The 11,982-nt window shown below is 74.7% G+C and carries 15 protein-coding genes; 4 read left to right on the top strand and 11 right to left on the bottom strand.

Features of this window, described 5'->3' with window-relative positions:
• Window positions 1-87 precede the first annotated feature (87 nt).
• The 11 genes from ACWGL3_RS12445 to ACWGL3_RS12395 all read right to left on the bottom strand — a co-directional run bounded on the left by ACWGL3_RS12445 (window position 88) and on the right by ACWGL3_RS12395 (window position 8,798).
• Entirely contained in the window at window positions 88-804 is a 717-nt protein-coding gene (locus ACWGL3_RS12445; protein WP_267947861.1) for a 2-hydroxychromene-2-carboxylate isomerase, read from the bottom strand.
• The gene (locus ACWGL3_RS12440; protein WP_267947862.1) at window positions 801-1,961 is read right to left on the bottom strand and encodes a beta-ketoacyl synthase N-terminal-like domain-containing protein; all 1,161 of its coding nucleotides are present in this window, start codon (window positions 1,959-1,961) and stop codon (window positions 801-803) included. The genes ACWGL3_RS12445 and ACWGL3_RS12440 overlap by 4 nt, the downstream gene beginning before the upstream one ends.
• Window positions 1,958-3,163, bottom strand: a complete 1,206-nt coding sequence (locus ACWGL3_RS12435; protein ID WP_267947863.1) for a beta-ketoacyl-[acyl-carrier-protein] synthase family protein — start codon at window positions 3,161-3,163, stop codon at window positions 1,958-1,960. The genes ACWGL3_RS12440 and ACWGL3_RS12435 overlap by 4 nt, the downstream gene beginning before the upstream one ends.
• On the bottom strand, window positions 3,163-3,420 hold the full coding sequence (locus ACWGL3_RS12430; RefSeq protein ID WP_267947864.1) for an acyl carrier protein: 258 nt from the start codon (window positions 3,418-3,420) through the stop codon (window positions 3,163-3,165). The genes ACWGL3_RS12435 and ACWGL3_RS12430 overlap by 1 nt, the downstream gene beginning before the upstream one ends.
• A gap of 109 nt (window positions 3,421-3,529) precedes the next feature.
• The gene (gene fabG / locus ACWGL3_RS12425; RefSeq protein WP_267947865.1) at window positions 3,530-4,270 is read right to left on the bottom strand and encodes a 3-oxoacyl-[acyl-carrier-protein] reductase; all 741 of its coding nucleotides are present in this window, start codon (window positions 4,268-4,270) and stop codon (window positions 3,530-3,532) included.
• Window positions 4,271-4,362: 92 nt separating this feature from the next.
• A complete protein-coding gene (locus ACWGL3_RS12420) occupies window positions 4,363-5,232 on the bottom strand; it encodes a thioesterase II family protein (protein ID WP_267947866.1) in 870 nt (289 codons plus the stop codon).
• Entirely contained in the window at window positions 5,229-5,666 is a 438-nt protein-coding gene (locus ACWGL3_RS12415; RefSeq protein WP_267947867.1) for a MaoC/PaaZ C-terminal domain-containing protein, read from the bottom strand. The genes ACWGL3_RS12420 and ACWGL3_RS12415 overlap by 4 nt, the downstream gene beginning before the upstream one ends.
• On the bottom strand, window positions 5,663-6,067 hold the full coding sequence (locus ACWGL3_RS12410) for an FAS1-like dehydratase domain-containing protein (protein ID WP_267947868.1): 405 nt from the start codon (window positions 6,065-6,067) through the stop codon (window positions 5,663-5,665). The genes ACWGL3_RS12415 and ACWGL3_RS12410 overlap by 4 nt, the downstream gene beginning before the upstream one ends.
• 103 nt (window positions 6,068-6,170) lie before the next feature.
• A complete protein-coding gene (locus tag ACWGL3_RS12405) occupies window positions 6,171-7,316 on the bottom strand; it encodes a beta-ketoacyl synthase N-terminal-like domain-containing protein (RefSeq protein WP_452461282.1) in 1,146 nt (381 codons plus the stop codon).
• Window positions 7,313-8,530: a beta-ketoacyl-[acyl-carrier-protein] synthase family protein gene (locus tag ACWGL3_RS12400; RefSeq protein WP_452461281.1), complete on the bottom strand. Its 1,218-nt coding sequence runs from the start codon at window positions 8,528-8,530 to the stop codon at window positions 7,313-7,315. The genes ACWGL3_RS12405 and ACWGL3_RS12400 overlap by 4 nt, the downstream gene beginning before the upstream one ends.
• Complete coding sequence (locus tag ACWGL3_RS12395) at window positions 8,523-8,798, bottom strand: acyl carrier protein (protein WP_267947871.1); 276 nt, start codon at window positions 8,796-8,798, stop codon at window positions 8,523-8,525. Before ACWGL3_RS12395 ends, ACWGL3_RS12400 begins: the two co-directional genes overlap by 8 nt.
• A 214-nt stretch (window positions 8,799-9,012) precedes the next feature.
• Here ACWGL3_RS12395 and ACWGL3_RS12390 point away from each other — a divergent pair, with 214 nt between their 5' ends.
• The 4 genes from ACWGL3_RS12390 (at window position 9,013) to ACWGL3_RS12375 (ending at window position 11,948) form a co-directional block, all read left to right on the top strand.
• Window positions 9,013-10,011: an AfsA-related hotdog domain-containing protein gene (locus ACWGL3_RS12390; protein ID WP_267947872.1), complete on the top strand. Its 999-nt coding sequence runs from the start codon at window positions 9,013-9,015 to the stop codon at window positions 10,009-10,011.
• Window positions 10,008-10,670: an HAD family hydrolase gene (locus ACWGL3_RS12385; RefSeq protein ID WP_267947873.1), complete on the top strand. Its 663-nt coding sequence runs from the start codon at window positions 10,008-10,010 to the stop codon at window positions 10,668-10,670. The genes ACWGL3_RS12390 and ACWGL3_RS12385 overlap by 4 nt, the downstream gene beginning before the upstream one ends.
• Entirely contained in the window at window positions 10,667-11,368 is a 702-nt protein-coding gene (fabG, locus tag ACWGL3_RS12380) for a 3-oxoacyl-ACP reductase FabG (RefSeq protein WP_267947874.1), read from the top strand. Before ACWGL3_RS12385 ends, fabG (ACWGL3_RS12380) begins: the two co-directional genes overlap by 4 nt.
• A gap of 121 nt (window positions 11,369-11,489) precedes the next feature.
• The gene (locus ACWGL3_RS12375; RefSeq protein WP_267947875.1) at window positions 11,490-11,948 is read left to right on the top strand and encodes an ester cyclase; all 459 of its coding nucleotides are present in this window, start codon (window positions 11,490-11,492) and stop codon (window positions 11,946-11,948) included.
• Window positions 11,949-11,982: the final 34 nt, after the last annotated feature.

Below are 11,982 nucleotides of genomic sequence, written 5' to 3'. Positions count from 1 at the left end.
CGCGGGCCCTCCCGGCCCGTCCGGGAGGGCGGCGGACCGGGAAGGGGTGTCCGCGGCCCCGCCCGGGCGGCGGTCCCGGCCGCCGTCCTATCCGCAGCCCCCGGCCGTGTCCGTGTCGAGGTCGGTCGGCGGCGGGGACAGGTCGGGGACGGGCACCCGGGCCAGGGACGGAGGGTCGGCGGCCCGCGCCTCCCGCTCCAGCCCGAGCGCGTCGGTGACCGCGTCCAGCCGGTCCAGCCCCCAGAAGCGGTGCCGCCCCACCCGGAAGTAGGGGACCCCGAACACGTCGTCCTGGTACAGGTCGTGGAGCGCCTTCAGGCCCTCCTCGCGCAGGTCCGGGTCGTGGGCGGCCGACGCGGCCGTCTCGCCGTCCAGCCCGACCGACGCGGCCAGGTCCTTGACCAGGGCCGGGTCGCAGACGTTCTCGCCGCGCTCCCACCTGGCCTCGGTGACCGCGCGGTAGAACTCGCGCTCCTTCCCCTCGCGGCGCGCGTACAGCCACGCCAGGTGCGGGACCTCCCACCACGGGTCCACGTCGACCGGCCACGACATCGTGTAGCCGAACGAGGCCGCCAACCGCTTGGTGTCGTAGAGGATGTACAGGTGCTTGGCCTTGCTCATGGGCGTGTACAGGAACTCGCCGCCACCGGCGCGCAGCCGGGCCAGCAGGTCGGCGTCGGGCTCCCAGAACGGCCGGTACTCGACGGTGTCCACCGCCTCGGGGTACAGCTCCTCCAGGCGGCGCAGCGCCATCCACGAGAACGGGCTGCGGAACGCGAAGTACAGTCTCGGCGGCTTCCTCACAGTTCGTCACCCTCCTCGTCGTGCGTCTCCGCGGGAACGGTGCCGTCCGGCAGGCGGTGTCCGCGGACGACGGCCGCCCCCGCGGCGCCGTCGGCCGAGACCGAGGTCAGCACGGACACCCGCCCGTCCAGGCCGGGGTCGGTCCGGTGGTGGGCCAGCAGCGCCGCCAGCTGGAACGGGCCGGAGGCGCTGTTGCACTCGCCGACCAGCCGCTTGACGCGGATGCGGACCGGCCCGTCGCCCAGGGCCGCCCGCACGCCCGCGTCCTCGGCCCCGTCCAGGCCCTCGACGCCGTGCTCGCCCGTGGCCACCCCCCACACCTCGTCGGCGCCCACGCCCGCCAGGCGCAGGGCCCGGACGACGCTCGCCTCCAGGGTGCGGGCGGTGTCGTCGGGCCCGCCGGTGCCGAACGCCGACGCCAGGACCTCCGCCTCCGGGGTCCGACCCCGGGAGCGGACCCGCTCGGCGTCCTCGACGACGAACACGGCGGAGCCCTCGCCCAGCGGCACGTCGTACCCCTCGGTCAGGGCCCGGTGCCCCCACGCCATGTGCGGGCTGAACTCCTCGACGGCGCCGGCGAGGAGCACGTCCGCGTGCCCGCCGCCGATGAGGTGCGCGCCGTAGCGCAGCACGTTGAGCCCGGCCATCTGGCCGCCGGCGACGGTCGCGTTCACCCCGCGCAGCTTGTGCCGGATGGCGCTGCTCCCCGCGGGGCAGTTGATCGTCGCGCCGGGGAACATCACCGGGTTGACCAGGTAGGGCCGCTCCTCGACGAGGGTGTCCCGGCTGAACTCGCTGGTGGTGCGGATGCTGCCCGCCGTCGTGCCCAGCACGAGCCCCGCGCGCCCCGCGGCGTCGCCGTCCACGGCGGCGTCGGTGGACTCCAGCGCCAGCTTGGTCGCCACCAGCGCCAGTGCGGTGCTGCGGTCCAGGTGGCGGGTGCCCTTGCGGCCCAGGTGGTCCGCGGCCCGGAAGTCCGGGATGGCGTGCGCCCGGCCGGTGGGCAGCGGGGCGTCGAACATCCCGCTGACGTCGGCGCCGCCGGTCCGGCCCGTGCGCACCGCCTCGGTGAACCCGGCCGCCCCGGTGCCGATCGGTGACACCGCCGACCAGCCGGTGACGGCCAGGACCGGGGACCCGCCCCGTGTGCTGCTCATGAGACCCTCCCGAAGACGGTGATGGCGTTGTTGCCGCCGAAGGCGAACCCGTTGTTCTGCACGATCCGCACGTCGGCCGGGCGCGCCTCGTTGGGCACCGGGTCGATCCCGCCGAGGGCCGGGTCGTGGTGGGAGAAGTTGGTGGTCGGCGGCAGGAACCCCTCCCGCATGCCGATCAGCGACGCGATGGCGCCGAACGCGCTCGACGCGCCCATGGTGTGCCCCAGCATCGACTTGACGGAGCTGATCGGCGGCGGGGCGCCGCCGAACACGTCCAGGACCGCCGTGGCCTCCGCGAGGTCGTTGGCGGGGGTGCCCGTGCCGTGCGCGCAGATGTAGTCCACGTCCCCCGGCTCGATCCCGGCGTTGGCGTGGGCCCGGCGCATGCACTCGGCGATGCCGACCGGGTCGGGGGACACCATGTGGTCGGCGTCGCAGTTGAGCCCGTAGCCCAGCACCTCGCCGTAGATTTGCGCGCCGCGCGCCAGCGCCCCCTCCAGGCTCTCCAGGACGAGGGCCGCCCCGCCCTCGGCGGTGATGATGCCGGAGCGGTCGCGGTCGAAGGGGGAGCTGACGTCCTCGGCGACCGCGCCCAGCCGGAAGAACCCGGCGTGGGCCCAGCGGAGCACCGAGTCGGCGCCGCCCGCCAGCATGTAGTCGGCCGCGCCGGTGCGGACCAGGTCGTAGGCGTACCCGATGGCGTAGTTGCCCGCCGAGCACGCCGTGGCCAGGGTCATGGCCTCACCGGTCAGGCCCAGCTCCCGGTTGACCGCGTAGGCCAGCCGGGAGGCGGGGACCTGCCGGGGCAGGTGGGGGCTGAGGCTCTCCCAGCCCCCGGCGACCTCCTCCTCGGTGAGCCGCTCGATGATCTGCGACTCCCCGCTGGTGGTGCCCATGACCGAGCCGGCCCCGGCACGCGACAGCTCGTCCGGGTCGAGCCCGGCGTCGGCGACCGCGAGCCGTGCGGCGGCCGCCGCGAACAGGCTGGAGCGGCCCCACTCGGCGGTGTCGAGCCGCTCCACCATCTCCTGCGGCGCGAAGTCGCGCACCTCGCCCGCGTTGCGGTGCGGGAACCCCGAGGCGTCGAAGGAGGTGATGGGGGAGACGCCGGACCGTCCGGCGCGCACGGCGGCGCCGAACGCGGCGGCCCCCGTCCCCACGTTGGACACGGGCCCCAGGCCCGTCACGACGACCCGGCGCATCAGGCGTTCCCCTCCGTGTACCGGGAGACGACGCGGTACACGCCGTCGAGGCTGCCCATGTCGGGCAGCTCGGTCTGGGGGACGGCGATCCGCAGGGTCTTCTCGATGCGGGCCAGGACCTCGATGGCCTGGAGGGAGTCGGCCTCGTGCTCCTCGGAGAACAGGCCGGTCTCGGAGATCTCCTCGGGCTCGACCTCCAGGACGTCGGCGACGATCTCGCGCAGTTCGTCGATGAGGGCGGTGTCGGTGGCGGTCATGGCGTCTCTCCTTGGTGTGGGTGCTGTTCGCGGTGGCCGCGAAACGGTGCGGTGGTTCGGGTCCGGGGGACGGTGCGGGCGGCGCGGCCCGGGGGCGCGCCCGGCCGGGTCAGATGACGACGCCGCCGTCCACCTGGACGATCTGGCCGGTGATGTAGGAGGCCCGGTCGGAGGCCAGGAACGAGACCAGGTCGGCGACGTCCTCGGCGCTGCCCAGGCGGCGCAGGGGGACCTTGGCGAGGGCGCTGTCGCGCACCTTCTCGCTGAGGCCCCGGGTCATGTCGGTCTCGATGAAGCCGGGCGCGACGGCGTTGACGCGGATGCCGTAGCGGGCGACCTCCTTGGCCATGGCCTTGCTGAGGCCGTTGATCCCGGCCTTGGCCGCGGAGTAGTTGCCCTGGCCGGCGTTGCCGTGGATCCCCATGACGGAGGAGATGTTGACGACGCAGCCGCGCCGGTTCTTGATGAAGTCGAAGACGGTGCTGCGGCAGAGGTTGAACGTGCCGGTGAGGTTGGTGTCGATGACCGCGCTCCAGTCGGCGGCGTCCATCACCGCCACGGGGGCGTCGCGGAGGATGCCCGCCGAGTTGACGAGGAGCTCGGGGTCGCCGAGGGCGGCCTTGGCGCCGGCGACGAAGCCCTGGACCGCCTCCAGGTCGGCGACGTCGCACGCGGCGCTGTAGCAGGCGGCGCCGGCCGCGCGGATCTTCTCGGCCGTGCTCGCGGCGGCCTCGCCGGCGCTGCGGTAGCAGAACGCGATGTCGTAGCCGTCGTCGGCGAGGCGCAGGGCGACGGCCCGGCCGATGCCCCGGGATCCTCCGGTCACGATCGCCACTGGTCTGTCCGTCATGTCGGGTCCTTCCGTTTCTCTGGTGGTGCGGGGGTGTGCCAAGGGGGTGGCCCCGTGCGCCCGGCCGAGGGGCGCGCGGGACCCGGGTGGTCTCAGGAGGGCCGTGCGCGGTCCGGTCCGGGGGCCGCCGGGACCGCGGCCTCCCCGGCGGCCGGAGGCCCGGCACCGGTCCGGGACGGGACCGGCTCCGCGCCGCGGGCGGCGGTCGCCAGGGCTACCTCCTCGGTGATCGCCCCGATCACCGCGTCGCGGGCGCGGTTCAGGTAGAAGTGGGAGCCGGGGAAGCACCGGAGCCCCTGGAAGCGCGGGGCCGCGCCGGCCCAGCCCCGCACCAGCTCCGGCCCCGCCACGGGGTCCGACTCCCCGGCGAACACGGTCACCGGGACCGGTTGCGGGCCGGGAGGGCCTGCCGCCCGCCAGCTGCGCACGAGGGCCAGGTCCGCGCGCATGCGCGGCTCGAACAGGGCCCACAGGGCGTCGTCCGCCAGCACCTCGGCGGGCATGCCGCTCAGACCGCCGACCCGGGCGCGCAGCTCGTCGGAGGACAGCCGGCGGGGGTCGTCGTCGGCCCCCGGGCCGGGCGCCGGATAGCCGGACATCCCCAGCCAGGCGGCCTCGGCCGTGCCCGAACCGGCCAGCTCCCGGACCAGCTCGTACCCGACGGCCGCGCCCATGCTGTGCCCGAACACCCCGAAGGGGACGTCCGTCAGCGGCGCCACGGCCCCGGCCAGCCGGTCGACCAGCGGTCCCATCCCGGCCGCGAACGGCTCGTGGAGCAGCCTGCCCCGGCCGGGGGCCTCGACCGCGCACACGTCCCAGCCCTCGGGGAAGCGGCGGCCCCACCCCCGGAAGGCGGTGTGCGCACCGCCGGCGTGGTGCAGCAGGAACAGCCGGAACTCCGGCGACCCGACCCGGCGGGTGCGGACCAGCGGGGAGGCGTGCGTGGTGCCCTGTGCGCTCATCGGCCCGTGACCACCACGGCCCGGGCCCGCGCCAGGACGCGCTCGCCGCCGCACAGGGCGGTGAGCACGACCCGGACGCGGGAGCCGTCCAGGACGGCGTCGACGCGGCCGGAGACCGCCAGTTCCACGCCCTCCCCGGGCGGTACGACCACCGGGCGCGCGAACCGGGTCTCGAACTCGGCGACCTGCGCCGAGGGGCCGAACCACCCGGTGACGGCGGTCGCGGCGAGGCCCATGGTGAGCATCCCGTGGGCGATGACCCCGGGAAGGCCCAGGGCCCCGGCCGCGCGTTCGTCGTAGTGGATGGGGTTGAAGTCGCCCGAGGCGCCCGCGTAGCGGACCAGGTCGGCGCGGGTGAGGGCGAAGCGCCGCTCGGGGAGCCGCGCGCCGGGTGCGTGCGACACGTCGGGGAGGGGTGCGGTGGGGGTGGTCATGGGGTGTCCGCCCAGGTGATCAGGGTGGTGGTGGCGGTGCACACGTCCTCGCCCCCGGCCGTGCGGATGTCGCTGCGCAGCGCCACCAGGTCGTTGGCGCCCAGGGTCTCCACCCGGGTGACGCGGACCTCGACGGTGAGCACGTCTCCGGGGCGGACGGGGCGGGTGTGCCGGAAGGACTGGTCGCGGTGGATGACCCGGGAGAAGTCGAAGCCCAGCTCCGGGTCGAGCACCGCCGCCTCCTGCGCCTTCATGGCGAGGACGATGGGGAAGGTCGGCGGGGCGTCGTCGCCCCCGGGCGCCCCGACGGCCGCGCGGAACTCGCGGATCTTCTCCCGGCCCACCTCGTAGGTGTCCGGGGACCGGTAGACCCGGCCGACCAGTGCGCTGTTCAGTCCCATGGCGTGCCTCCTCTCGCGTGGTGGTGTCCGGTTCCCGCGGACCGGGGCGGGACCGCCGTGCCGGCCGGGGCCGCTCTCCGGTGCCGGGTCCCCTCGGGGCGCATCAGGCGCCACCCCCCTCGCGCAGGACCAGCGCGCCGATGTTGCCGTCGTGGCCCACGGCGGTGACCAGGGCCAGGCGCGGACGGTCGGCCGGGTCGCCGCGCCACGCCGCGAGCAGCCCCGCGACCTGCATGGCGCCGGCCGCGCTGTAGCACTGGCCCACGGCCCGCGTCACGTCGCGGACGGGCGGGAGGCCGCCCAGGGCCAGGGAGATCCCCCGGCGTTCGGCGCGCTCCACGCCCACCAGGCCGGTGGACCCGGGGGAGACCTCCGTGACGTCCCCGGGGGCGACGCCGCTGCGGTCCAGGGCGCGGCGCACGTGCTCGGCGACGGCCACGGCCCGGTCCCCGCGCGAGGCGGGGTGGAAGCCCACCTCCACGCCCAGCACCTCGGCGGCGATCCCCGCGCCGCCGGCGCGCGCCGCCTCGGAGGTGGTGACCACGAACGCGGCGGCCCCCTCGCCGATCGGGGTGCCCTCGGCCAGGGTCCCCGAGACGTGCCAGCCCCAGGCGAGCGGTGCGCTCAGCTCCTCCACCCCGCCGACCACGAGTCGGTCGGCGCGGCCGAGGGACAGCACCATCCGCGCGTGCCGGAACGCGTTCATGCCGGACGCCTGGCCCGCGGCGAGGGTGACGTTGGCGCCGCGCAGCCCGTTCCAGATGGCGATCTGGCCGGCGCAGCAGTTGAGTACCGTGTTCGGGAAGCGCGACGGGTTGACCAGGTAGGGGCGCTCCTGGAGGAGCGTGTCGCCCGCCAGGTCCATGAGGCTCTGGGTGCTGCCGGTGCTGGTGGTGACGACGACCCCGGTGCGGTCGGTCGCCGCCCCCGCGGGGGCGGAGGCCAGGGCCAGCTTGGCCGCGACCAGCCCGAACCCGGTCAGCCGGTCCAGGTTGCGGGTCCCCTTGCGGCCCACGTGGTCGCGCAGGCGGAACCCCTCCACCGAGCGCACCCCGAGCGGCGGGTAGTCGTCGGCGTCGTCGCCCACCGGGGCGGAGTGGCCGATGCCGCCGGAGTCGAGCACGCCGCCCAGGGACTCCAGGCCCAGCCCGGCCGCCGACACCACGCCGGCGGACGTGATCGCGAGCGGGACGGCGGCGGGGAGCGCGGGCCGCTCCGCGGTGCCCGGTCCGGTCGCCAGGACGGTCATGCGGGCCTCCCGAGGATGGTGATGACGTTGTTGCCGCCGAAGGCGAAACCGTGGTTCTGGACGATCCGGGGGGCGGCGTCGCGCCCGCGTCCCGGGACCACGTCCAGGTCCGGCCCCAGGGCCGGGTCGACCGTGCCGACGTTCGCGGTGGGCGGTAGGAACCCCTCGTGCAGGGCCTTGCAGCACACGACCGCGCCGAACCCGCTGGCCGCGCCCATGGTGTGGCCGATCATCGACTTGATGGAGCTGATGGGCGGCACGCGTTCGCCGAACACCTCGCGCACCGCCTGTACCTCGGTGGCGTCGTTGGTGGGGGTGCCGGTGCCGTGCGCGCACACGTAGTCGACCTGGTCGGGGGTGATCCCCGCGGAGGCGTGCGCGTCCCGGATGCACGCGGCGATGCTCCCCGGGTCCGGGTGGACCATGTGCTTGGCGTCGCAGTTGACCCCGTAGCCCAGGATCTCCGCGTAGACGCGGGCCCCTCGCGCCACCGCGGAGTCCAGCGGTTCCAGGAGCAGGGAGACCCCGCCCTCGCCGGTGATGATGCCCGCGCGGTCCTTGTCGAAGGGCCGGCACACGTCGGGGGCGAGGGCGCCCAGGGCGTGGAACCCGGCGTGCGTGAAGCGGTTCACCGCGTCGGCGCCGCCCGCGAACATCAGGTCGGCCTCGCCGGTGCGCACCAGGTCGAACGCGTGGCCCAGGGCGTAGTTGCTGGCCGAGCACGCGGTCGGGACGGTCAGGGTGTCCCCGCCCAGGCCCAGCTCGGCGCCGACCGCCGCGGAGATCTGGCTGGCCGGGGCCTGCGCGACCACGCGGGACGAGAACTCCTTCATCCGCCCCGACACCCACTGCTCCCCGAGCACGGAGGACACGGTGGCCTCGCCGCTGGTCGTCCCCATGATCACGCCCGAACGGCCGTGCGACACCGCCTCCGGTTCCAGGCCCGAGTCCTCCAGGGCGAGCCGGGACGCGGCCGCGGCCAGCTGGCCGCTGCGGCCCCACCGGTCGGGGTCGATCCGGCGGAGGATCTCGCGGGGCGCGAAGCCGCGGACCTCGCCCGCCATCCGGTAGGGGAACCCGGAGGCGTCGAACGAGGTGATCTCGGCCGTGCCGTTGCGGCCCTCGCGGATGGCCGCCGCGAACGCGTCGGCGCCGATGCCGACGCTGCTCACCGCCCCGAGGCCGGTGATGACGACGCGTCTGGTCTCAGGCACGGGCCACCTCGCCGTACTCCCGGACGGCGGCGGCGAGCAGCTCGAAGTTGAGGAGCTGCGGCAGGTCGGTCTTGGGAATGACCACGCCCACCTCCTTCTCGATGCGCGCCACGACGGTGATCAGGGAGAGGGAGTCGCCCTCGTAGTCCTCCACGAAGTGCCCGGTGGGGGTGAGTTCTCCGTCCTCCAGTTCCAGTTCCTGGCTGACGATCTCGCGGAGTTTCCCGATCATCGCGCCGGATTCTTCGACGGTCGTCCTCTCGGTCATCGTGGTTCCCTTCGGATCGGAGGGCCCGCTGTTCGGGCCGGTCTTCCACCAGCTTGGCCACCGCCCGGCGGGCCGCGCAATAAGACTGCGCCTTTGTACCTCCCGTATTCATCGAAAGTGACATGCGGTCAACTTTGATCGAAAATTGATCGGTGTTTTATTCGGCGGTGCAAGGCTGTTGTCAAAGGTCAATGAATTTGCGAGAGGTGGTGCAATGGCTTCCGTCGCGGAAATGGACATCGACATTCCGGCCGACCTCGGCTTCAGGGCGACCCTCGACCGCACGCTGGTGCACCGGAGCGCGGTCTCGGAGGTCTTCGTCACCGACCTGCGCCCGGTGTCGGAGACCGACGTCGTGGCCGCGGCCCAGCTCCCCCTGAACCACGGCTACTTCAGCGACCACGGGCGGAGCCCGGCCGTCTTCGACGTGCTCCTCCTGCTGGAGGCGGGCCGGCAGGCGGCCATCGCCGGGACCCACGCCCACATGGGCGCCAGGGCCGGCACGCAGATGATCGTGGACCGGTTCGCCATCGACACGGACCCCGCCGCGCTGCTGTGCGGCGACCGCCCCGGCGAGCTGGTGATCGACAACCGGTTCACCGTCGTCCGCCGCAGGAGGGACCGGGTCCGGGCCGGGCGCGTGGAGCAGGTGTTCCGCGTGGACGGGGTCCGGGCCGGCACCCACACCATGGACGTGCTGTTCCTGACGCCGGGCGAGTACGAGGCCGTCCGCCACGCCCAGCTGGGCGGGCCCGCGCCGCTGACGAGCGGGCAGACCGCCGCGCCGGCCGGGGTCGAGCCGCGGACCGTCGGCCGCACCAACCCCCTGAACGTGGTCCTGGGCGCCCCCGTGGCCCGCGACGGCGCGCTCACCGCCGAGGTCCGGCCCCGCTGGGACAACCCGTCCCTCTTCGACCACCCCTACGACCACCTGCCGGCGGCCGTCCTCACCGAGGCGGCCCGCCAGCTGGCGCTGGCCGTGCCCGTCCCCGGCGGCGCCGGGACCCCGGGGGCCCGGCGCGTCACGGGCGTCCGCGCCGGCTTCACCGGCTTCGCGGAGCTGACCTCCCCCGTGCTCGCCTCCACCCCGGCGGACGGGGCCGCGACCGGGGAGCGCCGCGTCCGCTTCGAGCAGGACGGCGCCCGGATCGCCGACACCACCCTGACCGTCACCGACACGTCCCGCCTCGGGACGGAGGAGACCCCACGATGAGCACTTCCCGCGTCACCGCGGTGTGGACCGACTTCGGCGGCGTCCTCACCCCGCCCATCGCCGAGACCATGCAGAAGTTCTGCGCGCGCACGGGCATCGACGCGCACGCCCTGCTCACGGTCATCGGCGAGGTCACCGAGGGCTTCGGCACCGACGACTACATGGAGCCGATCGACACCCCGCTCGTCACCGAGGCCGAGTGGCTGGACCGCATCGGCGTCCTTCTGCGGGAGCGGTACGGCATCGACCGCCGCATCACGACCCTGGCCGACGACTGGTTCGAGGACCGCGAGACCAACCACGCCTGGGTCGCCGAACTGGAGGCCCTGCGCTCCCGGGGCGTGTTCGTCGGGATGCTCTCCAACATGGTCCCCACCTGGGACGCCCACTGGCGCCGCATGGTGGACGCCGACGCCCTCTTCGACGACGTGGTGATGTCCTTCGAGGTCGGCGCGCGCAAGCCCCAGGCCGCGGTGTTCGACCTGGCCGCGCGGCGCGCGGGCGTCCCCCCGGAGCAGTGCCTGCTCGTGGACGACAACGAGCGCAACTGCGAGGGCGCCCTCGCGGCGGGCTGGCGGGCCATCCGCTTCGGGGACACCGCCGAGGCCGCCGCCGAGCTGGCGCGCCTGGTCGGCACGCCCGAGGACGCCGTCCGATGAGCCGCCGCGTCCTCGTCACCGGGGGCAACCGCGGCATCGGTCTGGCGGTCGCGCGCATGTTCGCCGCCCAGGGGGACGAGGTCGTCGTCACCCACCGGGACGGGTCGCCGCCCGACGGGCTCGACGGCGTGCGCTGCGACGTCCGCGACCCCGGCTCCGTCGAGGAGGCGGTCGAACGGGTCCGCCGGGACCACGGGCCCGTGGAGGTCCTCGTCTCCAACGCCGGGATCACCCGGGACGGCCTCCTCCTCGGCATGAGCGACGCCGAGTTCACGGAGGTCGTCGACACCAACCTGGTGGGTGCGCTGCGCGTCACCCGCGCGGTCCTCACCGACATGGTGCGCGCCCGGTGGGGCCGCCTCGTCTACGTCTCCTCCCTCACCGGCCTCGTCGGAGCCCCCGGCCAGGCCAACTACGCCGCGTCCAAGGCCGGGCTCATCGGCCTCGCCCACTCCGTCGCCCGAGAGGTCGGCAAGCGCGGGATCACCGCGAACGTCGTCTCCCCGGGGCTGGTGGACACCGACATGACCTCCGATCTCGCGGGCCCGCGCCGCGAGGCCCTGATCGGCCGCACGGCGGTGGGCCGCGCCGGGACCCCCGAGGAGGTCGCCGCCGCCGTGCGCTTCCTCGCCTCCGACGGGGCGGGCTACGTCACCGCGGCGAACATCCCCGTCAACGGCGGCGCCGAGGTCGGCTGACCCGGCACGCCCGCCGCGGACCGCCCCCGTACCCGGGACGGCCGCGGACCCCGACCACGGAACGGAACGACAGCCCGGCGGCCGCAGCGCCGCCGGACCGACACAGCGAAGGAAGACACCCATGTCCCAGACCGAGACCACCCTCGACATCGCCCACAAGATGGGCGACATCTTCAACGGGCTCGACGCCGAGGTCGCCCACAAGTACGTGGCCCCGGAGTTCGTCGACCACGAGGCCCCTCCCGGCACCCCCGGCGGCCCCGACGGCTACCTCGGCACCGCGAAGTGGATGAACAGCGTCTTCGCCGACGCCAGGTGGGACCGGATCGACAGCTTCGCCGACGGTGACAGGGCCGTCATCCACCTGCGCTTCACCGGCCGCCACGTCCGCGAGTTCCTGGGCATCGAGGCCACCGGCGCCGACGTCGCCTTCGAGCACATGCACATCTACCGGGTCCGGGACGGCAAGGTCGTCGAGCACTGGGGCTGCCGCCAGGACCTGTTCCTCATGCTCCAGATCGGCGCCGTCCAGCTCGACCTGCGCCCCTTCACCCCCGACGAGGAGCCCGTCTCCTCCTGACCGCCGGCGGGGACCCGGGTCCGCCCGGGTCCCC

The organism is Nocardiopsis sp. NPDC055824, from assembly GCF_053616335.1.
This window is presented reverse-complemented; position numbering and strand designations above follow the sequence as displayed.

Excerpts from the sequence above, each read along its gene's own strand:
- ACWGL3_RS12415 (WP_267947867.1), bottom strand. The coding sequence starts at position 5,666 with ATGACCACCCCCACCGCACCCCTCCCCGACGTGTCGCACGCACCCGGC.
- ACWGL3_RS12390 (WP_267947872.1), top strand. The coding sequence starts at position 9,013 with ATGGCTTCCGTCGCGGAAATGGACATCGACATTCCGGCCGACCTCGGC.
- ACWGL3_RS12430 (WP_267947864.1), bottom strand. The coding sequence starts at position 3,420 with ATGACCGCCACCGACACCGCCCTCATCGACGAACTGCGCGAGATCGTC.
- ACWGL3_RS12435 (WP_267947863.1), bottom strand. The coding sequence starts at position 3,163 with ATGCGCCGGGTCGTCGTGACGGGCCTGGGGCCCGTGTCCAACGTGGGG.
- ACWGL3_RS12375 (WP_267947875.1), top strand. The coding sequence starts at position 11,490 with ATGTCCCAGACCGAGACCACCCTCGACATCGCCCACAAGATGGGCGAC.
- ACWGL3_RS12410 (WP_267947868.1), bottom strand. The coding sequence starts at position 6,067 with ATGGGACTGAACAGCGCACTGGTCGGCCGGGTCTACCGGTCCCCGGAC.
- ACWGL3_RS12385 (WP_267947873.1), top strand. The coding sequence starts at position 10,008 with ATGAGCACTTCCCGCGTCACCGCGGTGTGGACCGACTTCGGCGGCGTC.
- ACWGL3_RS12440 (WP_267947862.1), bottom strand. The coding sequence starts at position 1,961 with ATGAGCAGCACACGGGGCGGGTCCCCGGTCCTGGCCGTCACCGGCTGG.
- fabG (WP_267947865.1), bottom strand. The coding sequence starts at position 4,270 with ATGACGGACAGACCAGTGGCGATCGTGACCGGAGGATCCCGGGGCATC.
- ACWGL3_RS12420 (WP_267947866.1), bottom strand. The coding sequence starts at position 5,232 with ATGAGCGCACAGGGCACCACGCACGCCTCCCCGCTGGTCCGCACCCGC.
- ACWGL3_RS12405 (WP_452461282.1), bottom strand. The coding sequence starts at position 7,316 with ATGACCGTCCTGGCGACCGGACCGGGCACCGCGGAGCGGCCCGCGCTC.
- fabG (WP_267947874.1), top strand. The coding sequence starts at position 10,667 with ATGAGCCGCCGCGTCCTCGTCACCGGGGGCAACCGCGGCATCGGTCTG.
- ACWGL3_RS12395 (WP_267947871.1), bottom strand. The coding sequence starts at position 8,798 with ATGACCGAGAGGACGACCGTCGAAGAATCCGGCGCGATGATCGGGAAA.